This is a genomic window from Variovorax sp. GW821-FHT09D07 (genome assembly GCF_059416345.1).
On sequence record NZ_JBWKOY010000001.1, the window covers coordinates 1328240 to 1347723 of the forward strand.

Genomic DNA, 19484 nt, shown 5'->3' on the forward strand with positions numbered 1-19484 from the left:
CCGCATGACCCAGGAGACGCGCTCCACCTGCCCGTACTGCGGCGTCGGCTGCGGCGTCATCATCGAATCGCAGGGCGACCAGATCACCGGCGTGCGCGGCGACCCCGACCATCCGGCGAACTTCGGCCGCCTGTGCACCAAGGGCTCGACCTTGCACCTCACGGCCAGCGCGACCGTCACGCGCCAGACGCGGCTGCTGCAGCCCCTGCAGCGCCTCGCGCGCAAGGAGGCGCCCGCGCCCGTGACGTGGGACCACGCGCTCGACCTCGCCGCCGGCAAGTTCGCGCAGGTGGTGCGCGACCACGGTCCCGACGCGGTCGGCTTCTACGTGTCGGGCCAGCTGCTGACCGAGGACTACTACGTCTTCAACAAGCTCGCCAAGGGCCTGGTCGGCACCAACAACATCGACACCAACTCGCGCCTGTGCATGAGCAGCGCGGTGGCCGGCTACAAGCAGACGCTGGGCGCCGACGCGCCGCCGGCCTGCTACGACGACCTGAAGCACGCCGAGTGCCTGTTCATCGTGGGCAGCAACACGGCGTGGGCGCACCCGATTCTTTTTCGCCGCATCGAGGACGCGAAGGCCGCGAACCCGGCGCTGAAGATCGTCGTGGCCGACCCGCGCCGCACCGACACGGTCGAGATCGCCGACCTGTTCCTGCCGATCCAGCCCGGCACCGACGTGATGCTGTTCCACGGCATGCTGCACCTGATGCTGTGGGAAGGCTGGACCGACACCGCCTACATCGCGGCCCGCACCAACGGTTTCGACGCACTGAAGGCCACGGTGCGCGACTGCACGCCCGACACCGTGGCGCAGGTGTGCGGCATTCCGAAGGACGACCTGCTCGCGGCGGCGCGGATGTTCGCCACCTCGCCCGCCACGCTGAGCCTGTACTGCCAGGGCCTGAACCAGTCGTCCAGCGGCACGGCGAAGAACGCCGCGCTCATCAACCTGCACCTGGCCACGGGCCAGATCGGCAAGCCCGGCGCGGGCCCGTTCTCGCTCACGGGCCAGCCCAATGCGATGGGCGGGCGCGAGGTGGGCGGCCTGGCCAACCTGCTGAGCGCGCACCGCGACCTGGCCAACCCCGAGCACCGCGCCGAAGTGGCCGCGCTGTGGGGCGTGCCCTCGGTGCCCGAGAAGCCGGGCAAGACCGCCGTGGAGATGTTCCAGGCCGCGGCCGACGGCGAGATCCGCGCCCTGTGGATCGCCTGCACCAACCCCGCGCAATCGATGCCCGACCAGGCCACGGTGCGCCGCGCGCTCGAACGCGCCGAGTTCGTCGTGGTGCAGGAAGCCTTCGCCACCACCGCCACCTGCGCCTTCGCCGACCTGCTGCTGCCCGCCACCACCTGGGGCGAGAAGGAAGGCACCGTGACCAACAGCGAGCGCCGCATCTCGCGCGTGCGCCCGGCCGTGCCGGCGCCCGGCGAGGCGCGCAACGACTGGTCGATCGGCGTGGCCTTCGCGCGCCGCCTCGAAGCGCAGCTGGGCCGCACCTTCACGCTGTTCCCGTACGAGAGCGCCGAGTCGGTCTGGAACGAGCACCGCGAATCCACGCGCGGACGCGACCTGGACATCACCGGCCTGAGCTACGCGATGCTCGAGAACGTCGGCCCGCAGCAATGGCCGCTGAAGGAAGGCGAGCGCGCCGGCCGCGTGCGCCTGTACGAAGACGGCGTGTTCCCCACGCCCGACGGCCGCGCGCGCTTTGTCGACACGCCCTACAAGCCCGTGGCCGAGGCGCGCGAGGCGCGCTTTCCCTTCTCGCTGAACACCGGCCGGCTGCGTGACCAGTGGCACGGCATGAGCCGCACCGGCACGGTCGGCAAGCTGTTCGGCCACGTGGCCGAGCCCGTGGTGCAGATGAACGCGCAGGACATGGCGCGCCGCCAGATCGCCGAGGGCGACCTGGTGCACCTCACATCGAAGCGCGGCTCGATCCTGCTGCCGGCGCGCGCCAGCGCCGAGATCGGTATGAGCCAGGCCTTCGTCGCCATGCACTGGGGCGAGGAGTACCTGAGCGGCTGCTCGTCGACCGGCGTGCGGCTGGCGGGCATCAACGCGCTCACCACGCCGGCCTACTGCCCCACCTCGAAGCAGCCCGAGCTCAAGCACACGCCCGTGAAGATCCTCAAGGCCGAGCTGCCGTGGTCGCTGCTGGCGATGGCCTGGCTGCCCGCCGGCGACGCGCTCACGGCGCAGCGCGCACTGCAGCCGCTGATGGCGCTGTTCCCCTTCGCCACCTGCGTGCCGTTCGCGGGCAACGCGCCCGGCGAAGCAGAACGCAGCGGCGTCCTCTTTCGCGCCGCCGCGCACGACGCGCCCGACGCCGCGTTGGTCGAAAAAATCGAAGCCCTGCTGGGCCTGCAGACCGCCGACACCCTGCGCTACGCCGACCACCGCCGCGGCCAGCGCCGCGCCGCGCGGCTGGTGCGCCGCGCCGACGGCAGCGCCGGACTCGAGGCCTTCCTGCTGGGCGGCGACACCAGCGCCGAAGCCTGGATCGCCACCCTGCTGCGCGAGGAACTGCCGGCCCAGAGCTACGGCCGCCTGCTGCTGTCGCCGGGCGCCCGCGCGCCGGTGGCCGTGCAGTCGCGCGGCAAGCCGGTGTGCGCCTGCTTCAACGTGACCGACCGCGCCATCGAGGCCGAGCTGCTGCGCTGCACCGGCAGCCCCGACGAGCGGCTGGCGGCGCTGCAGGGGGCGCTGAAGTGCGGCACCAACTGCGGGTCGTGCGTGCCGGAGCTCAAGCGCATGGTGCGGGCCACCCCGGCCGAAGCACTGGCCGTGGGGGCATAAGCCGACTCACATTCCGGCATAAGCGTTGCGGGACAATCCGCCTACCCATGGGAATCAGCCACTACATCAAGGAAATCGGCCGCGGCGCGCGGGGCGCCCGTCCGCTCACGCGCGAGCAGGCCCGCGACCTGTTCGGCCAGGTGCTGGACGGCACGGTCACCGACCTGGAGATCGGCGGCTTCTGCCTGGCCATGCGCATCAAGGGCGAGACGCCCGAGGAGATGGCCGGCTTTCTCGACGCCACGCATGCGCGCCTGAACCCCGTGACGACCCGCAGCGGCCCTCTGATCGTGCTGCCCAGCTACAACGGCGCGCGCAAGCTGCCGGTGCTCACGCCGCTGCTGGCGCTGCTGCTGGCGCGCGAAGGCCTGGCGGTGCTGGTGCACGGCAGCGCAAGCGAAACCTCGCGCGTACTGGCATCGAACGTGCTTTCAGCTTTGGACATGCCCCCGATGACCACGCTCACCCCCTTGGCCGCCGGCCAGGTGGGCTTTGCCCCGACCGAGCTGCTGAACCCCGCGCTCAAGCGCCTGCTCGACGTGCGCCGCGTGGTGGGCCTGCGCAACCCCGGCCACAGCGTGGTCAAGCTCATGCGCCCGACCACCGGCCCCTGCGTGGTGGTGGCCAGCTACACGCACCCCGAATACGCCCGCACGATGGGCGAGACCTTCGAGCTCACGGGCATGACCGCCCTGCTCTCGCGCGGCCTCGAGGGCGAGGTGGTGTCCGACCCGCGCCGCACCGCGCAGATCGACGGCTTCGTGCGCGGCGTGCGCAGCGAACTCCAGGCCCAGGCCGCCGGCACCGCCGCCGACGTGCCCGGCCTGCCGAAAGAAATCGACGTCGCCACCACGGCCGAGTACACGCGGCGCGTGCTGGCCGGCGAGCTTCCCGTGCCCGAAGCCATCGCGACGCAAGTCAGGCACATCACCGAACTGGCCTCCCACGCATGAACACCCCTTCCACCCTCATCACCGGCCGCTGCACGCTGGTGGGCGCCGGCCCCGGCGACCCCGAACTGCTGACCGTCAAGGCCGTCAAGGCGATCCAGGCCGCCACGGTGCTGCTGGTCGACGACCTCGTGAACGACGCCGTGCTCCAGGCCTACGCCCGCCCCGGCGCGCGCATCGTGCACGTGGGCAAGCGCGGCGGCTGCAAGAGCACGCCGCAGGCCTTCATCGAGCGGCTCATGATCACCGCCGTGCGCGAAGGCGAAACCGTGGTGCGCCTCAAGGGCGGCGACCCGTTCATCTTCGGGCGCGGCGGCGAAGAGGTGGAACACCTGCGCGAGGCCGGCATCGAATGCGCGGTGGTCAACGGCATCACCGCCGGCCTGGCCGCCGTGACCTCGCTGGGCGTCCCGCTCACCCACCGCGACCATGCGCAGGGCGTGGTCTTCGTCACCGGCCACGCCAAGACCGGCGCCGGCGCGGCCGAAGACCCGACCGACTGGCGCGCGCTGGCCGCCACCGCGCACAACGCACGCCTGACGCTCGTGATCTACATGGGCGTCTCGGGCGCCAGCCACATCGAGCGCGAGCTGCTGCACGGCCTGCCGGGCGACACGCCCGTGGCCGTGGTGCAGCACGCGAGCCTGCCGCACCAGCGCCACCTCGTGACCACGCTGCAGGGCCTGCAGGCCCGCATCGCCGACGCCGGGCTGGCCAGCCCGGCGGTGATCGTGGTGGGCGACGTGCTGCAGGGGCTGGCTGCAGCCGCGCTGCAGCCGGGCGACGCCGGCCGGTTCGGGACCTAGCGCGCAGCTTCAAGGTGCGTGACGGTCGGCTTGCCCTTCACCACCTCGACATGAAACCGGACCTTGTCGCCGGGCTTGACCTGTTCAAGCATCTGCTTCTCGGCCACATCGAAACCCATCGTCATCGGCGGCATCGCCAGGTTGGGGATGTCGCCGTGCTTCAACACGATCAGGCCGCGGGCCGGATCGATCTTCTGGACCACGGCATCGGTCAGCATGCCCGGCGCGGACGCCTTCGCGGGCGGTGGCTCGCTCTTCGGCGCCTGGGCCTGCGCGGCACCGGCCAGGCCAGCGATCAGTGCGAAGGCAAGGGGATGGAAAACGTTCATGAAGTGGCTCCTTGATGAGATGAGGGGTTGGAAACAGCTGACGACAAAGGGGCGCGGCGGCGCAGCAGATACCAGGCCGCGGGCACGACCAGCATGCTCAGCAGCGGTGCGGTGACCATGCCGCCCACCATGGGCGCGGCAATGCGGGTCATCACCTCCGAGCCGGTGCCGCTGCCCCACAGGATGGGCAGCAGGCCGGCCATCACGACGGCCACGGTCATGGCCTTGGGCCGCACGCGCAGCACGGCGCCTTCGCGGATCGCAGCCAGGAGCGTCTCGTCGTTCATCGGCTCGCCGGCGTCGAGGCGCCGTGCCAGCGCGTTCTTCAGATAGACCAGCATCACCACCCCGAACTCGGCCGCCACACCGGCCAGCGCGATGAAACCGACCGCCGTGGCGACCGAGATCGAATGGCCCAGCGCCCAGATGAGCCAGAAGCCGCCGACGAGCGAGAACGGCACGGCCGCCATCACGAGGGCCGCATCGGCGAACGAGCGGAACAGCAGGTACAGCAGCACGAAGATCACCGCCAGCGTGGCCGGAACGACCAGCTTCAGCCGCTCGGTCGCGCGCGCCAGGTACTCGAACTGGCCGGACCATGACACCGCATAGCCCGCGGGCATCTTCACGGCCTGATCGACGGCGGCCTGCATGTCGTGGACGGCGGAGCGCAGGTCGCGCCCGCGCACGTCGACGTAGACCCAGCCCGACAGCCGCGCGTTCTCGCTGCGCAGCATCGGCGGGCCGTCTTCGATGGTGATGCGCGCGACGTCGCTGAGCAGCAGCTGCGCGCCCTTGTCGGTCACGAAGGGCAGCTGCCGCAGCCGTTCCAGCGAATCGCGGATCTCGCGCGGATAACGCACGTTGATCGGATAGCGCTCGCGGCCCTGGATGACTTCGCCCACGTTCTCGCCGCCGATGGCCGTGGACACCACGGCCTGCACATCGGCCACCGAGAGGCCGTAGCGCGCGGCGGCGAGCCGGTCGACATCGACGTCGATGTAGCGCCCGCCGGTGAGCCGCTCCGCCAGCGCCGACGACACGCCGGGCACGCCCTTCACCGCCGCCTCGATCTGCGTGGTGAGCGCATCGATGGTGGCCAGGTCCGCCCCCGCCACCTTGATGCCGACCGGGCTCTTGATGCCCGTGGCCAGCATGTCGATGCGGTTGCGGATGGGCGGCACCCACACGTTGGTCAGGCCCGGCACCTTGACGGCGCGGTCCAGCTCCTCGACCAGCCTGTCGGGTGTCATGCCGACGCGCCATTGATCCTTCGGCTTGAACTGAATGGTGGTCTCGAACATCTCGAGCGGCGCGGGGTCGGTCGCGGTGTCCGCGCGGCCGGCCTTGCCGAACACGCGCGCGACCTCGGGCACGGTCTTGATGAGGCGGTCGGTCTGCTGCAGCAGCTCGGCGGCCTTCGACACCGACAGCCCCGGCAGCGCCGACGGCATGTAGAGCAGGTCGCCCTCGTCCAGCGGCGGCATGAACTCGCCGCCCAGGCGCATCAGCGGCACCACGGTCAGCGCCAGCAGCACCGCGGCAACGGCCAGCGTCCCTTTGGGAAAGCGCAGCACCAGCTCCAGCGCGGGCCGGTACACGGCCATCAGGAAGCGGTTCACGGGATTGGCGCCTTCGTGCGGAATGCGCCCGCGCACCAGGTAGCCCATGAGCACCGGAATCAGCGTCACCGACAGGCCTGCCGCAGCAGCCATGGCGTAGGTCTTGGTGAAGGCCAGCGGCGAGAACAGCCGCCCCTCCTGCGCCTCGAGCGAGAACACGGGCACGAAGGACAGCGTGATCACCAGCAGCGAGAAGAACAACGCCGGCCCGACCTCCACCGACGCGTCAGCCACCAGCCTCCATCGCTCGACCACCGTCGGCTGCCGGCCCTGCGCCGTCTCGAAGGCCTCGATGTGCTTGTGCACGTTCTCGACCATCACGATGGCGCCGTCCACCATCGCCCCGATCGCGATCGCGATGCCGCCCAGCGACATGATGTTGGCGTTGACGCCCTGCCAGTGCATCACGATGAAGGCCGCCAGCACGCCGATCGGCAAGGCCACCACCGCCACAAGCGCCGAGCGCAGGTGGAACAGGAAGACCGCGCAGACCAGCGCCACCACGATGAACTCCTCGATCAGCTTGCCGCGCAGGTTGTCGACGGCGCGGTCGATCAGCAGCGAGCGGTCGTAGGTCGGCACGATCTCGACGCCCGGCGGCAGGCCAGGCTTGAGCGCATCGAGCCTGGCCTTGACGGCCTCGATGGTCGAGCGCGCGTTCTTGCCCGAGCGCATGACGATCACGCCGCCCGCCACTTCGCCCTCGCCGTCGAGTTCGGCGATGCCGCGGCGCATCTCGGGGCCGATCTGCACCGTCGCCACGTCGCGCAGCAGCACCGGCGTGGCGCCCGTCACGGCCAACGGGATGGTGCGGAAGTCGTCCAGCGAACGCAGGTAGCCGCGCGAACGCACCATGTATTCGGCCTCGGCGAGTTCGACGACCGAGCCGCCCGAGGCCTGGTTGGCCTTCTGCAGCGCCGCCACGACCGCCTGCTGCGTGATGCCCAGCGCGCGCATGCGGTCGGGGTCGAGCACCACCTGGTACTGGCGCACCATGCCGCCGATGCTGGCGACCTCGGCCACGTCGGGCACGGTCTTCAGTTCGAACTTGAGGAACCAGTCGTTCAGCGCGCGCAGCTGCCCGATGTCGCGCGTGCCCGTGCGGTCGACCAGCGCGTACTCGTAGACCCAGCCCACGCCCGTGGCATCGGGGCCCAGCGAGGCGTTCGCGCCCGCGGGCAGCCTGCCCTGCACCTGGTTCAGGTACTCCACCACGCGCGAGCGCGCCCAGTACGGATCGGTCTTGTCGTCGAACAGCACGTAGACGAACGAATCACCGAAGAACGAGTAGCCACGCACCGTCTTCGCACCGGGCACGCTGAGCATGGTGGTGGTCAGCGGGTAGGTGACGAGGTCTTCGACCACCTGGGGCGCCTTGCCGGGGAAAGGCGTGCGGATGATGACCTGCGTGTCCGACAGGTCGGGCAGCGCATCGAGCGGCGTGCGCGCCACCGACCACCACCCGGCGGCCACCAGGAACAGGGTCGCGATCAGCACCAGGAAGCGGTTGCCGATCGACCAGCGGATGACGGCGGCGATCATCGCTTGGCACCCTGTGGCATGCGCTGCACGGAGACCAGCTCGTAGCCCGTGGGGCCGCCTTCCTTGAACTCGAAGCGGACCAGGTCGCCGGGCTGAATGTCCGGGAACGCCTCGGGCGATGCCTTCGCAAAGCCCATCGTCATCGATGGCCACTTGAGCGTCGCGACGGGGCCGTGCGAGATCGTGAGGCCGTCGGGCGCCACGCTTTCGACCTTGCCTTCGGCCAGGTGCAGCACGGCGGCCGGCGTGGCGGCCGTGACGGCAGGCGATGCCATGCTGCCCAGCACCGAGCGCAGTCGGGCTTCCGAGTCGATGAGGAACTGGCCGCTGGCCACCACCTGCTCGCCTTCATTCAGGCCCGAGACGATCTCGGTGTCGTCGCCCAGGTCCGCGCCAGTCGACACGTCGCGCGGCTCGAACGCGCCGTCGGTCTTGCGCACGATGACGACCGCGCGCTTGCCGGTGCGGATGACGGCTTCGGACGGCACGACCAGCCGGGTGCTGGCGGGCCCCGTCACCTGCAGGCGCAGCAGCAGGCCGGGCGTGAGCGTGCCGCGCCGGTTGTCGACCTCGAAGCGGGCCTTCAGGGTGCGGGTGGCTGCGTTGACCTCGGGCAGGATCTCGTCGAGCGTGCCGTCGAACGACTGGGCGGCATCGGCCTGGAGGACTGCCCTGACCTTCTGGCCGCGCGCGAGCCGCACGGCCTGCGCTTCCGGAATCTCGGCCACCGCCCAGACCTTCTCCAGGCCCGCGATGCGGAACAGCGTCATGCCGGGCGTGACCGCGACGCCTTCGCGCACGCCCAGCTCGGCCACCACGCCGTCGGACGGCGCGGTGAGCACGTAGCGCGCCTGCGCCGTGCCGGTCTCCTCGCTGCGGCGGATGAGCTCGGCGGGGATGGACAGGGCCCGCATGCGATCACGCGCCGCGGCGACGAGGTCGGCGGAAACGCCCGATCGCTTGAGGGCCAGCAACTCGTTCTGCGGGCCCAGCCATTCAGGCGCGAAGACCGTCGCCAACGCCTGCCCCTTGCGCACGCGCTCCATCGGCGCACGGACCGACAGGCGCTCGACGTAGCCCGCCACGCGCGTCTGCACGACGACATTGAGCCGCTCGTCGAACTGCACGGCACCGACCGCATCGAAGGACGCGGCGGTTTCCGCGCGCCGCACGCCGGCATACCGGATGCCGAGGTTCTGCTGGACCGTGGGGCTCACCTGCACGCCGCCTGCACTGCCCGTGCCGGTGGTGCTGTCGGCGTACATGGGCACCAGCTGCATGTCCATGAAGGGCGACTTGCCGGGCTTGTCGAAGCGCGGACCCGGCACCATGGGGTCGTGCCAGTAGAGGACCTTGCGGCCGTCCGGGGTGGACGGGGCGGTCGTGCGCCCCAGGTAGAAGGCGCCTGCGGCGAGCAACAGGGCGGCCAGCAGCGAAGCGCCGATCGTGCGTGTGCGGTTCATGGGGCCCCCTCGGTGGTGAGCGGCCGGAAGGCCAGTTGGACATGGGTTCTGGCCAGGTCGCGCTGCAGCGTCAGCAGCTTGCGCTGCGCTTCGACTTCGGCATGCCGCGCCTCGAACAGCGTGACGAGGCTGCCCTGGTTGGAGCGGTAGGCCGCGGTCGCGGCCGCCGTTCTCTGGCCGGCCGGAACGACCACGCCCGAGCGGTAGCGGTCGATGCGTTGCTGCAGGCGTTGCGCATCGCTGCGCAGCGCCTGGTACTCGGCGGTCGCGGCCCGGGTGGCTTCGGCCAGGTCGGCCTCGGCCTTCTCGACCAACGCGAGCTTGGCGGCGGTGTCCCGGTCCTGCCGCTCGCCGGGTGCGATGGGCAGGGGAATGCTCAGACCCACCGACACCATGTCGGCGTAGCCGGTGCGCTGCCCGTAGGCGAGCTCCCAGGTCCAGTTCGGCTTGCGGTTGGAGGCGGTGACGGCCGCCGTCTGCCTGGCCACGTCGACATCGCGCTGCAGGGCCGCGACCGTGGGGTGCGCGGCCACGTAGGCCGCTTCGGAGGGCACGGCGATGGTGCCCGGAGGCCGCAGTTCGTCGGGCGGCACGCCGACCCAGCGCTGGAAGGCGACGCTGGCAGCTTCCTGCTGCTGCAGGAGGTCGGCCGTCTCGCCTTCCGCGATGCCTCTGGCGCCGGCCAGCGCCAGCACGTCCTGGCTGTTTCCCGCGGCCGACGACAGGCGTGCGCGCGAGGCCTCCAGTTCTTCGTGCGCGTGGTGTTCCATGCGCCGCGCGAGCTTGATGCTCTCGCCGGCGTAGAAGGCGTCCACGTAGGCGAGCGCGGCCTGCCGGCGGGTGTCGGCCACGGCGGCCTGCACCCGCACCGCCTCCAGGCCGACCGACGCCTCGGCGGCGGCCTGCCGCGCGGCGCGCTTGTCGGCGGACAGCCATTCCTGGCTGAGGCCGATGCGCTTCATCGTCATCGAGTCGCGCGTGGTGTGGAAACGATCCGCGCCCGTCGCGGGCAGGTTGTCGACGCCGATGCGCAGCGTGGGGTCGGGAAGCTGCGGGGCCGCGGAGGCCGCCGCCGTGGCGCTGGCGACGCCGGCACGGGCGGCGCGGGTGGCTTCGGAGCGCTGCGTCGCCCGCTGAAGCGCGTCCTCCAGGGACAGGGGGGCCGCCGTCGCCAGGTACGGCAGTAGCGCGGCAGCCCATGCGGCCGCGCGCGAAAAGGAAATGAACATGAAAACTCCGCAAACGAACGAGCGAATCGCTGGCGGGCGGACGCGCCGCACCAGCACCGGTCAGTCGACGGAGATGTCAGACGCGCAGTCGGCGCGTGGCGAGAAAAACGGGATCGGGCGGTGGATGCTGCCGCTCCGGCACGGCCTGCGTCGGAAGGACATGGCCTTCCGACACCAGCACCAGCGGCATCACCACGAGCTGCACGATGGCCGGCAGCGAGGGCGTGGTCAGCTTCACCGGCTCGAAGGACAGCGACAGGTCGGCGGCGTGCTGGAAGCACAGCACCGGCTGGGCCATGTCCATGCCTTCGCAGGGCTCGCCCGACGCCATCATGTCGGCCATCGAGCCCGGGCTGTCCGACGCGCCGGGGCAGACATAGCCTGCCAGCGCCAGCTGCGAGAACAGCAGCGACAGGACCACGAAAATCGCGGTCGTGCAGCGACGAAGGGAGCGGCGGGCCATGAGGAGGCGCAGTGTAGCGCCGCCGTCCGGGCGCCGCCTAAAATCCCGCCCGGCCCAACGAACAAGAAGGAAGAGGCAGGGATGCTCGACAAACTCAACGAATTCACCGAAAGCCACGGCGAGCTGCGCCGCGGGCGCGGGCTGGTCACAGGCACCATCGCCTTCAGCCTCGCCGCCCTGTGCTTTCTGGGCGTGCTGGCCTTCCACTTTCCGCAGTACCTGACGACGCCCGAGCTGCGCAAGAGCTACAACGTCGACGTGATGCGCGTCATCCTGCTCACCGCGCTGGTCATTGCCGGCGGGCTCTCGCTGGTCAACATCATCTTCAACCGCTCGCGCTGGCTCTCGTCGGCCGCGTTCCTGCTGGTGGCGGTGTCGGCGCTGCTGGGCGGGCACAAGGTGCCGGTGCACGACTTCGCGGACCACACGCCTTACATCGGGCTCGATTGGTTCATCCTCGACCTGCTGGGCTCGTCGCTGATCTTCATCTTCATCGAGAAGCTCTTTGCGCTGCGCAAGGACCAGCCGGTGTTCCGCGAAGAGTGGCAGACCGACTTTCATCACTTCGTGGTGAACCACATGATCGTGGGCTTCGTGCTGCTGGCCACCAACCTCATGGTGCACAAGCTCTTCGGCTGGGCCGCCAACGACGGCATCCGCGGCTGGGTGAGCAACCTGCCGTTCTGGGCCGGCATCCTGCTGATCATCCTGGTGGCCGACCTCGTGCAGTACTGGACGCACCGCGCGTACCACGAGGTGCCGGTGCTGTGGCGCCTGCACGCGGTGCACCACAGCGTGAAGAGCATGGACTGGATGGCGGGCTCGCGCCAGCACATCCTGGAGCTGCTGATCACGCGCACGCTGGTGCTCGCACCCATCTACGTGCTGGGCTTCAGCAAGGACGTGATCGACGCCTACATCGTCGTGGTCGGCTTCCAGGCGGTGTTCAACCACTGCAACGTGAGCGTGCGCCTGGGCCCGCTGCGCTACCTGATCGTGACGCCCAACTTCCACCACTGGCACCACAGCCAGGACATCGAGGCACTCGACAAGAACTACGCGGCGCACTACGCCTTCCTCGACTACCTCTTCGGCACCGCCGTGAAGAGCACCAAGCTCTGGCCCGAGAAGTACGGCGTGCTGGGCGACTACGTGCCCAACGGCTTCTTCAAGCAGCTGAAGTTCCCGTTCGTGTGGAAGGGATGACCATGGCCTCCCTTCTTCGCGCGGTTGCGCTCGCCGCGGCGCTGCCGCTCTTGCTCTCGGCCTGCGCCACGCGCATCGAGATGCCTTCCGAAACCTCCGGCCTGCGCCTGCGCGTGCAGAGCTCGGTGATCGCCCCCGGCAACGGCGGCGAGCTGATCGGCGCCGAGGTGCTGGCGCCCGGCGACATCCTGCTGACCTCGATCGCCACGGTGAACTCGTTCGGCATCCGCCTGGGCACTTTCTCGCCGGTGAGCCATGCCGTGCTCTACCTGGGCGACGGCCAGATCGCCGAGGCCGTGGGCACCGGCGTGCGCGCACGGCCGCTGGCCGAGGTGGTCGACGAAGAGCAGATGGTCGTCGCCTTTCGCGTGCCGGGCCTCGTCGAGGCCGACGTCGAGAAGATGCGCGAGTGGGCGCATTCGCAGGTCGGCACCCGCTACAACACCGCCGGCGTGCTGCTGAACGCCCCCTTCGTGCTGAACCGCCGGCTGTGCGAGCTGCCGCTGATTCCGTCGGCCGTGAGCGCGTACTGCATCAGCGGCCTGGCCACGGTGCAGCTGGGCGCCAGTCGCAACGACCAGTTCTTCTGCTCCCAGTTCGTGCTGGAGGCCTACCGCCAGGCCGGCGTGCCGATCACCGACGCCGACCCGCGCTGGGTGAGTCCGGCCGACCTGCTCCACATGCGCGAGGGCGATGTGCCCTCGATCGCCGCCACTCAGCCGTTGCGCTACGTGGGCCACCTCAAATACAACCCGCCGCCGGTGCTGGCGGCGGACGGACCCGCTTGAGCTCTTCCCCCTCTTCTTCCTTTGACGTCGTTGTCGTCGGTGCCGGCGCCGCCGGTCTCTTGTGCGCCGCACTGGCGGGCCAGCGCGGCCTGCGTGTGCTGCTGGTCGACCACAGCGAGAAGGTCGGCGAAAAGATCCGCATCTCGGGCGGCGGCCGCGCCAACTTCACCAACCGCGACCTCGACGTGCGCGCCCCGCAGCGCCATTTCGTCGGCGACAACCCGAATTTCTGCCGCTCGGCGCTCTCGCGCTACGCGCCGCAGCAGTTCATCGACATGGTGCAGCGCCACGGCATCGCGTACCACGAGAAGCACAAGGGCCAGCTGTTCTGCGACGGCTCCTCGCAGCAGATCGTCGACATGCTGCTGGCCGAGTGCGCCGCCGGCAGCGTCGAGCGCTGGCAGCCGTGCAAGCTCGGCGACATCGCCTTTGTCGACGGGCGCTACCAAATCAGTAGCACGCGCGGCCCGATCGACGCGCCCAAGCTCGTGGTGGCCACCGGCGGCTTGTCGATTCCCCAGATTGGTGCGAGCGACTTCGGCTACCGGCTCGCCGAGCAGTTCGGCCTGCGCCTGGTCACGCCCCGCCCGGCGCTGGTGCCGCTGACCTTCGGCGGCGACGCCTGGGCGCCCTATGCCGGCCTGGCCGGGCTGGCACTGCCGGTGCGCATCGAGACCGGCGGCAAGAAGGACAAGATGGCCTTCCTGGAAGACCTGCTGTTCACCCACCGCGGCCTGTCGGGCCCGGCGGTGCTGCAGATCTCGAGCTACTGGAAGCCCGGCGCCCCGCTGACGCTCGACTTCGCGCCCGGCACGGACGTGGCCGAGTCGCTGTCCGACGCCAAGCGGCGCTCGAAGAAACGCATCGCCAACGAGCTGGCCGCGCTGGTGCCCTCGCGCCTGGCCGACGCCTGGGTCGGCGAAGACCCGGCCCTGCAGCGCCCGGTCAACGAGGCCACCGACAAGGCGCTGGCGGCACTGTCCGAGCGCATCGCCCGCTGGCAGATCACCCCCAACGGCACCGAAGGCTACAAGAAGGCCGAGGTGACGGCGGGCGGCGTCGACACCCGCGATCTGTCGTCGCAAACCATGGAATCGAAGCAGCCGGGCCTGTATTTCATCGGGGAAGTGGTCGACGTGACCGGCTGGTTGGGCGGATACAACTTCCAATGGGCGTGGGCGAGCGCACATGCGTGCGCAACCGCGCTATAATCGCGGGCTAACTCTGGCCTTCCCTCAACGGCCGCAAAAAGTTTTCAGTTGAGGAACCCCGGCTTGGGGCCTCGATCTCCCCCGGCCAAATCCATTTCAACGATTCATCAATGACCACCATCCGCGTTAAAGAAAACGAGCCCTTCGACGTCGCCCTGCGCCGCTTCAAGCGCACCATCGAAAAGCTCGGCCTGCTGACCGACCTGCGCGCCCGCGAGTTCTACGAGAAGCCGACGGCCGAGCGCAAGCGCAAGAAGGCAGCTGCGGTCAAGCGCCACTACAAGCGCGTGCGCAGCATGCAGCTCCCCAAGAAGCTGTACTAAGCAACGCCCAGGGTGGCTGGCCCCGACGAAAGTCCCCGCCAGCGCCCCGTTGCACCAGCCGCGCCAGGGAAACCTGCCGCGGCTTTTGTTTTTTCCGAAAGGTTGCGAAGAATGACTCTCAAAGAACAAATCACCGAAGACATGAAGACGGCGATGCGCGCCAAGGACTCGGAGCGCCTGGCCACCATCCGCCTGCTGCTCGCCGCCATGAAGCAGAAGGAAGTCGACGAGCGCGTGGAACTCGACGACGCCATGGTCGTGGCCATCGTCGACAAGATGGTCAAGCAGCGCAAGGACTCGATCGCCGCGTTCACCACGGGTGGGCGCGCCGACCTGGCCGACAAGGAAGCCGCCGAGATCAAGGTGCTCGAGGTCTACCTGCCCCAGCGCATGAGCGCCGACGAAACGGCCGCCGCGGTGAAGGCCATCGTGGCCGAACTGGGCGCCTCGGGCCCTGGCGACATGGGCAAGGTGATGGGCGTGGTCAAGACGCGCCTGGCCGGCAAGGCCGACATGGGCCAGGTCAGCGCCGCGGTCAAGGCCGCCCTCACGGGCGCCTGAGGCGGCCACCGCCATGAAGAACAGCAGCAGCAGCCCGCTCGGCGCCGCCCCCGTCGCGACGATCCCGAAGGCCTGCGCCTGCCTGGTCGATGCGCAGGGCCGGCTGCTGGTGTTCCGTCATCCCGAGGACGGCAACATGCAGCTGCCCAAGGGCACCATCGAGCCCGGCGAGTCGCCCGAGGCGGCCGTGCGGCGCGAGCTGCTCGAAGAGTCGGGCCTGGTGTTCGCCGGCCGGCTCGAATCGCTGGGCACGCTGGAGCGCGAATGCGAAGCCGGCGTCGAAGGCAACACGCACCGCCACCCGCAGCGCTGGCACATCTTCCTGATGCGCGACCACCGCGCCCTGCCCGAGACCTTCGAGCACATGGCCACGGGCAGCCCCGAAGAAGAAGGCCTGGTGTTCTCGTTCTACTGGCTCGAGGCCGACGCAGCCATCGAGGACTTCGCCCTGCCCTACCGCCAGACCATCGAGCGCGTGCGCGCGGCCCTGCTGGCCGCCAGCTGACCGATCACGGGATCAGGCGGACATGACGGCGCGCAGCGCCATGTACGCCCCCAACAGCGCCAGCCCGATCAGGAAGCAGCGCCGGAACACGGCCACCGGCAGCCGCTGCCGCAACCAGGTGCCCAGCACCATGCCGCCGACCGCCGGCACCAGCATCGCCAGCGACCCGCCCAGCACCGCCGCCGGGTAGCTTCCGTTGGCCGCCAGCCCCAGGGCCAGCACCACGGTCGAGGTGGTGAACGAGATGCCCATGGCCTGGATCAGCGCATCGCGCTGGAAACCCAGGGCCTGCAGGTACGGCACGGCCGGCACCGCGAACACGCCGGTCACGGACGTCACCAGTCCCGTCGCAGCGCCCACCACGGGACCGAGCCAGCGCGCCTGCGCGTCGCTCACGTGCAGCTGCCGCCCCGTCAGCCCCCACAGCGCATAGATCACCAGTGCCACGCCGAGCGCCAGCGAGGCCCAGGCCCCGGCCGGTACGCCCAGCCACCACGCCCCAGCGAGCGTGCCCACCACGACACCGGCCTGCATGCGACCGATGCGGCGGAACACGGCGCCGACGCTGGCGCGCGGCCCGGTCTGCCAGAGGTTGGTGACCAGCGACGGCACGATCAGCAGCGCCGCCGCCTGAGCGGGCGACATCCACAGCGCGAGCAGCGCCATCGCCACGGTCGGCAGCCCGAGGCCGATCACGCCCTTGATCAGGCCGGCCAGCAGGAAGACCGCGGCGGCCGCTGCCCACAGGCCCATTGCATCGTTGGAAATCGTCATCGCCGCGAAGTCTGCCGACCGGCGCCTTCACTGGAAATGCGGCTTTCGCGCAGCCAGCCTCAGGCACAGGCTGAGGCTGGCGTGCTACCTTGCGGCCCATCATGCGATTCGACCTGACCGACCTGCGGCTCTTTCTCCACGTCGTCGAAGCCGGCAGCCTCACGGCCGGCGCCGGCCGCTCGCACATGACACTGGCCTCGGCCAGCCAGCGCGTGCGCGGCATGGAAGACGCGCTCGGCACCCCACTGCTCACGCGCCACGCGCAGGGCGTGCGCCCCACCGAGGCCGGGCGCACGCTGCTGCACCATGCGCGCGTCGTGCTGCAGCAGATGGAGCGGCTGCGCGGCGAACTCGGCGAGTACGGCCAGGGCCTCAAGGGCCACGTGCGCTTCATGTGCGGCACCTCGGCGCTCACCGAGCACCTGCCCGAGGTGCTGAGCCGCTTCCTGGCCGAGCATCCGCGCATCTCGGTCGACCTCGAGGAGCGCGCCAGCCCCGACACCGTGGAGGCCCTGCGCAGCGGCCTGTGCGACATCGGCATCGTCTCCGACGCCATCGAGAGCGACGGCCTCGAATGCCACCCCTTCCGCCGCGACGACCTCGTGCTGGTGATGCCGCGCGGCCACGCGCTGGCCAGCCGGCGCCGCGTGCACCTGGCCGAGGTGGTCGACAGCGAGTTCGTCGGCCTGCCCGCCGACAGCGCGCTGCAGCAGCTGATCACCGGGCATGCGCGCGCGCTCGCCAGGCACCTGGCCTACCGCGTGCGCGTGCGCAACTTCGAGGCCGTGTGCCGCATGGTCGAGTACGGCATCGGCGTGGGCATCGTGCCGCAGACCGCGGCCGAGCGCTGCGCTCGCTCGATGAAGATCGCGCGCGCCTCGCTGGCCGACCCGTGGGCCGAGCGCACGCTCATGGCCTGCGTGCGCTCGTCGCAAGACCTGCCGCTCAATGCGCGGCGCATGCTCGACTACCTGATCGCGCCACCACCGCCGGCTGCGGACGCTACGCGCAAGTGACCGGCCGCCCCTGCCGCGCACGCGCCGCGATGAAGGCCTCGAAGGCTTCGCGGCTGGTCTTGCGCGGCACGTAGCCGAACTGGGTCTTCAGCGCGGTGTTCAGCAGCACCGGCCGGTAGCGCAGGAAGTCGAGCTGCTCGGGCCCGTAGCGGCTCACGCCCAAGGCCGAGCCCGCGGCCAGCGCCGCCTGCAGCACCCCGGCCGGCCAGGCGATGGCACGCTTGCCCAGGCGTGCGGCGATCTCGTGGATGGTGAGCGCACCGTCGCCCGCGAGGTTGTAGCAGCCGGGCGGCGCGCCGCCGAGCGCGTGGGCGATGGCGCCGGTCACGTCCTCGTCCCACACGAACACGAAGGGGCTGTCGCTGCCGCGGATGGCGATCAGCCGCTTCTTCTCGAACAGCGCCGTGATCTGGTTGTCGACGCGCTCGCCGAGGATGGTGCCGATGCGCAGCACGGTCTGCGCCAGCGCGGGATGCCGCGCACGGCAGTCGGCCAGCATCTCTTCCACCTGCCGCTTGTGGTCGGCATAGGCGAACACCGGGTTGCCGCGCAGTGGCTGCGACTCGGCGATCCAGGCCGGGTTGTCCGCGTGGTAGCCGTAGGCCGCCCCACTGGACGACACCACGATGTGCCCCACGCCGCGCGCCACGCAGGCGTCGAGCACGTTGCGCGTGCCGCCCACGTCCACCGAATGCTCGAAGGCGCGGTTCGAGTCCTTGCCGGGCGTGACGATGGACGCGAGGTGCACCACGGTGTCGATCGCGTGTTCGGCGAGCACGTCGGCGATGCCGTCGTCGCGCACGTCCTGCTGCAGGTAGACCACGCCGGGCAGCCGCCGCTCGGCGGGCACCTCGCGCACGTCGAGCGCCACCAGCGTTTCGAAGGTGCCCTGTGCGGTCAATGCCGCGAGCACGCTGCGCCCCAGGAATCCGTCACCGCCCGTCACCAGCACGCGCCGCGCGGACGCCTTCCAGACCTCACTCATGGCGTCGCAGGCTTGCGCCCCCACCAGCTCGCCAGCGCCAGGCCCGCGATGATGTCCCAGAAGCCCCACACGCCGGCCACCACGGCCATGCCGCCGAGCCCGCCGAAGAAGCTGAAGATCAGCACCAGCCCGAGCCCCGCGTTGCGGATGCCCACTTCGATGGACACCGCGCGCCGGTCGTAGTCGCCCAGCCCCGAGAGCCGCGCGCACAGGTAGCCGGTGCCGAAGGCCAGCGCGTCGTGGATCACCACGGCCATCAGCACCAGCCCCACGTAGTCGAGGAAGTAACGCCAGTTGCCCGCGATGGCGCCGACGATGAAGGCGATCAGCGCCAGGAAGCTCAGGATGCGCGCCGGCTTCTTGATGCGCGCCGTGAGCCCCGGCAGCTTGTGCGCGCAAGCCACGCCGAGCACGAAGGGAATGCCGATGATCATCACGATGTGGCCCAGCATGTCGAAGGGGTCGAGCGCGATGGTCTTGAGCAGCACCGAGGCCGTGGGGTGCAGGCCGCCCCAGAACGCGAAGTTCAGCGGCATCACCACGATGGAGAGCGCGTTCGAGATGGCCGTCATCGACACCGACAGCGCCACGTTGCCGCCCGCGCGGTGCGTGAGGATCTGCGAGATGTTGCCCGGCGGGCAGCAGGCCACGAGGATCATGCCCAGCGCGATGCTCGGCCCTGGCTGCAGGATCAGCGTGAGCACGAAGGTCACGGCCGGCAGCACCACGAACTGTGCGCCGATGCCCACCGCCATCGCGCCGGGCATGCGTGCCACGCGCTTGAAGTCGTCGATGCGCGTGTCCAGCGCAATGCCGAACATCAGGAAGCCCAGCACCACATTGAGCAGCACCAGCGAGGCCGGGTTGAAGTGCAGGCGGATCTCGTCGACAGGCAGCATGCGCGG

The 19484-nt window shown here is 70.2% G+C and carries 18 protein-coding genes; 10 read left to right on the plus strand and 8 right to left on the minus strand.

The annotated features are described in order from the left end of the window. Nucleotides 1–4 precede the first annotated feature (4 nt). The 3 genes from AC07OX_RS06060 to cobA are packed head-to-tail and all read left to right on the plus strand — an operon-like array spanning nt 5 to nt 4562. Entirely contained in the window at nt 5–2806 is a 2802-nt protein-coding gene (locus AC07OX_RS06060; RefSeq protein WP_495260239.1) for a nitrate reductase, read from the plus strand. Nucleotides 2807–2853: 47 nt separating this feature from the next. Beyond that, nucleotides 2854–3759 carry a DNA-binding protein YbiB gene (ybiB, locus tag AC07OX_RS06065; RefSeq protein ID WP_495260240.1) on the plus strand — a complete coding sequence of 302 codons (906 nt, stop codon included), beginning with the start codon at nt 2854–2856 and terminating at the stop codon, nt 3757–3759. Then, nucleotides 3756–4562: a uroporphyrinogen-III C-methyltransferase gene (gene cobA / locus AC07OX_RS06070; protein WP_354344942.1), complete on the plus strand. Its 807-nt coding sequence runs from the start codon at nt 3756–3758 to the stop codon at nt 4560–4562. Before ybiB ends, cobA begins: the two co-directional genes overlap by 4 nt. Here cobA and AC07OX_RS06075 read toward each other — a convergent pair. The 5 genes from AC07OX_RS06075 to AC07OX_RS06095 all read right to left on the minus strand — a co-directional run bounded on the left by AC07OX_RS06075 (nt 4559) and on the right by AC07OX_RS06095 (nt 11210). Beyond that, the gene (locus AC07OX_RS06075) at nt 4559–4891 is read right to left on the minus strand and encodes a copper-binding protein (protein WP_495260241.1); all 333 of its coding nucleotides are present in this window, start codon (nt 4889–4891) and stop codon (nt 4559–4561) included. The genes cobA and AC07OX_RS06075 overlap by 4 nt on opposite strands. Continuing rightward, complete coding sequence (locus AC07OX_RS06080) at nt 4888–8055, minus strand: efflux RND transporter permease subunit (RefSeq protein WP_495260242.1); 3168 nt, start codon at nt 8053–8055, stop codon at nt 4888–4890. The genes AC07OX_RS06075 and AC07OX_RS06080 overlap by 4 nt, the downstream gene beginning before the upstream one ends. Beyond that, entirely contained in the window at nt 8052–9518 is a 1467-nt protein-coding gene (locus AC07OX_RS06085) for an efflux RND transporter periplasmic adaptor subunit (protein WP_495260243.1), read from the minus strand. Before AC07OX_RS06085 ends, AC07OX_RS06080 begins: the two co-directional genes overlap by 4 nt. Further along, a complete protein-coding gene (locus AC07OX_RS06090; RefSeq protein WP_495260244.1) occupies nt 9515–10747 on the minus strand; it encodes a TolC family protein in 1233 nt (410 codons plus the stop codon). The genes AC07OX_RS06085 and AC07OX_RS06090 overlap by 4 nt, the downstream gene beginning before the upstream one ends. 76 nt (nt 10748–10823) lie before the next feature. After that, the gene (locus tag AC07OX_RS06095; RefSeq protein ID WP_495260245.1) at nt 10824–11210 is read right to left on the minus strand and encodes a hypothetical protein; all 387 of its coding nucleotides are present in this window, start codon (nt 11208–11210) and stop codon (nt 10824–10826) included. An 81-nt stretch (nt 11211–11291) separates the two neighbouring features. Here AC07OX_RS06095 and AC07OX_RS06100 point away from each other — a divergent pair, with 81 nt between their 5' ends. The 6 genes from AC07OX_RS06100 to AC07OX_RS06125 all read left to right on the plus strand — a co-directional run bounded on the left by AC07OX_RS06100 (nt 11292) and on the right by AC07OX_RS06125 (nt 15804). Next, on the plus strand, nt 11292–12416 hold the full coding sequence (locus tag AC07OX_RS06100; protein ID WP_070063138.1) for a sterol desaturase family protein: 1125 nt from the start codon (nt 11292–11294) through the stop codon (nt 12414–12416). A gap of 2 nt (nt 12417–12418) precedes the next feature. Further along, nucleotides 12419–13204 (plus strand): YaeF family permuted papain-like enzyme, encoded by a 786-nt coding sequence (locus tag AC07OX_RS06105; protein ID WP_159276073.1) that lies wholly within the window; start codon nt 12419–12421, stop codon nt 13202–13204. Further along, nucleotides 13201–14415, plus strand: coding sequence for a BaiN/RdsA family NAD(P)/FAD-dependent oxidoreductase (locus tag AC07OX_RS06110; RefSeq protein ID WP_495260246.1), 1215 nt, complete (start codon nt 13201–13203; stop codon nt 14413–14415). The genes AC07OX_RS06105 and AC07OX_RS06110 overlap by 4 nt, the downstream gene beginning before the upstream one ends. 110 nt (nt 14416–14525) lie before the next feature. Further along, nucleotides 14526–14738, plus strand: a complete 213-nt coding sequence (gene rpsU / locus AC07OX_RS06115) for a 30S ribosomal protein S21 (protein ID WP_007833691.1) — start codon at nt 14526–14528, stop codon at nt 14736–14738. A gap of 111 nt (nt 14739–14849) precedes the next feature. Beyond that, the gene (locus AC07OX_RS06120; RefSeq protein WP_062476513.1) at nt 14850–15299 is read left to right on the plus strand and encodes a GatB/YqeY domain-containing protein; all 450 of its coding nucleotides are present in this window, start codon (nt 14850–14852) and stop codon (nt 15297–15299) included. Nucleotides 15300–15312: 13 nt separating this feature from the next. After that, nucleotides 15313–15804: an NUDIX domain-containing protein gene (locus AC07OX_RS06125; RefSeq protein WP_495260247.1), complete on the plus strand. Its 492-nt coding sequence runs from the start codon at nt 15313–15315 to the stop codon at nt 15802–15804. Nucleotides 15805–15816: 12 nt separating this feature from the next. Here the strand turns inward: AC07OX_RS06125 and AC07OX_RS06130 are convergent, their stop codons facing one another. Next, nucleotides 15817–16578: a sulfite exporter TauE/SafE family protein gene (locus AC07OX_RS06130; RefSeq protein WP_495260248.1), complete on the minus strand. Its 762-nt coding sequence runs from the start codon at nt 16576–16578 to the stop codon at nt 15817–15819. A gap of 101 nt (nt 16579–16679) precedes the next feature. Between AC07OX_RS06130 and AC07OX_RS06135 the strand changes: the two genes are divergently transcribed. Beyond that, nucleotides 16680–17594, plus strand: a complete 915-nt coding sequence (locus AC07OX_RS06135) for a LysR family transcriptional regulator (protein WP_495260249.1) — start codon at nt 16680–16682, stop codon at nt 17592–17594. Here the strand turns inward: AC07OX_RS06135 and AC07OX_RS06140 are convergent. Beyond that, entirely contained in the window at nt 17581–18579 is a 999-nt protein-coding gene (locus tag AC07OX_RS06140; protein ID WP_495260250.1) for an SDR family oxidoreductase, read from the minus strand. The genes AC07OX_RS06135 and AC07OX_RS06140 overlap by 14 nt on opposite strands. Beyond that, nucleotides 18576–19478 carry a bile acid:sodium symporter family protein gene (locus AC07OX_RS06145; protein ID WP_492684319.1) on the minus strand — a complete coding sequence of 301 codons (903 nt, stop codon included), beginning with the start codon at nt 19476–19478 and terminating at the stop codon, nt 18576–18578. The genes AC07OX_RS06140 and AC07OX_RS06145 overlap by 4 nt, the downstream gene beginning before the upstream one ends. Between the last annotated feature and the right edge of the window lie 6 nt (nt 19479–19484).

What these genes read in the sequence shown, in the direction of transcription:
- ybiB (WP_495260240.1), top strand. Translation starts at nt 2,854, where the DNA reads ATGGGAATCAGCCACTACATCAAGGAAATCGGCCGCGGCGCGCGGGGC.
- AC07OX_RS06135 (WP_495260249.1), top strand. Translation starts at nt 16,680, where the DNA reads ATGCGATTCGACCTGACCGACCTGCGGCTCTTTCTCCACGTCGTCGAA.
- AC07OX_RS06085 (WP_495260243.1), bottom strand. Translation starts at nt 9,518, where the DNA reads ATGAACCGCACACGCACGATCGGCGCTTCGCTGCTGGCCGCCCTGTTG.
- cobA (WP_354344942.1), top strand. Translation starts at nt 3,756, where the DNA reads ATGAACACCCCTTCCACCCTCATCACCGGCCGCTGCACGCTGGTGGGC.
- AC07OX_RS06140 (WP_495260250.1), bottom strand. Translation starts at nt 18,579, where the DNA reads ATGAGTGAGGTCTGGAAGGCGTCCGCGCGGCGCGTGCTGGTGACGGGC.
- AC07OX_RS06125 (WP_495260247.1), top strand. Translation starts at nt 15,313, where the DNA reads ATGAAGAACAGCAGCAGCAGCCCGCTCGGCGCCGCCCCCGTCGCGACG.
- AC07OX_RS06130 (WP_495260248.1), bottom strand. Translation starts at nt 16,578, where the DNA reads ATGACGATTTCCAACGATGCAATGGGCCTGTGGGCAGCGGCCGCCGCG.
- AC07OX_RS06075 (WP_495260241.1), bottom strand. Translation starts at nt 4,891, where the DNA reads ATGAACGTTTTCCATCCCCTTGCCTTCGCACTGATCGCTGGCCTGGCC.
- AC07OX_RS06145 (WP_492684319.1), bottom strand. Translation starts at nt 19,478, where the DNA reads ATGCTGCCTGTCGACGAGATCCGCCTGCACTTCAACCCGGCCTCGCTG.
- AC07OX_RS06100 (WP_070063138.1), top strand. Translation starts at nt 11,292, where the DNA reads ATGCTCGACAAACTCAACGAATTCACCGAAAGCCACGGCGAGCTGCGC.
- AC07OX_RS06060 (WP_495260239.1), top strand. Translation starts at nt 5, where the DNA reads ATGACCCAGGAGACGCGCTCCACCTGCCCGTACTGCGGCGTCGGCTGC.
- rpsU (WP_007833691.1), top strand. Translation starts at nt 14,526, where the DNA reads ATGACCACCATCCGCGTTAAAGAAAACGAGCCCTTCGACGTCGCCCTG.
- AC07OX_RS06095 (WP_495260245.1), bottom strand. Translation starts at nt 11,210, where the DNA reads ATGGCCCGCCGCTCCCTTCGTCGCTGCACGACCGCGATTTTCGTGGTC.
- AC07OX_RS06120 (WP_062476513.1), top strand. Translation starts at nt 14,850, where the DNA reads ATGACTCTCAAAGAACAAATCACCGAAGACATGAAGACGGCGATGCGC.
- AC07OX_RS06080 (WP_495260242.1), bottom strand. Translation starts at nt 8,055, where the DNA reads ATGATCGCCGCCGTCATCCGCTGGTCGATCGGCAACCGCTTCCTGGTG.
- AC07OX_RS06090 (WP_495260244.1), bottom strand. Translation starts at nt 10,747, where the DNA reads ATGTTCATTTCCTTTTCGCGCGCGGCCGCATGGGCTGCCGCGCTACTG.
- AC07OX_RS06105 (WP_159276073.1), top strand. Translation starts at nt 12,419, where the DNA reads ATGGCCTCCCTTCTTCGCGCGGTTGCGCTCGCCGCGGCGCTGCCGCTC.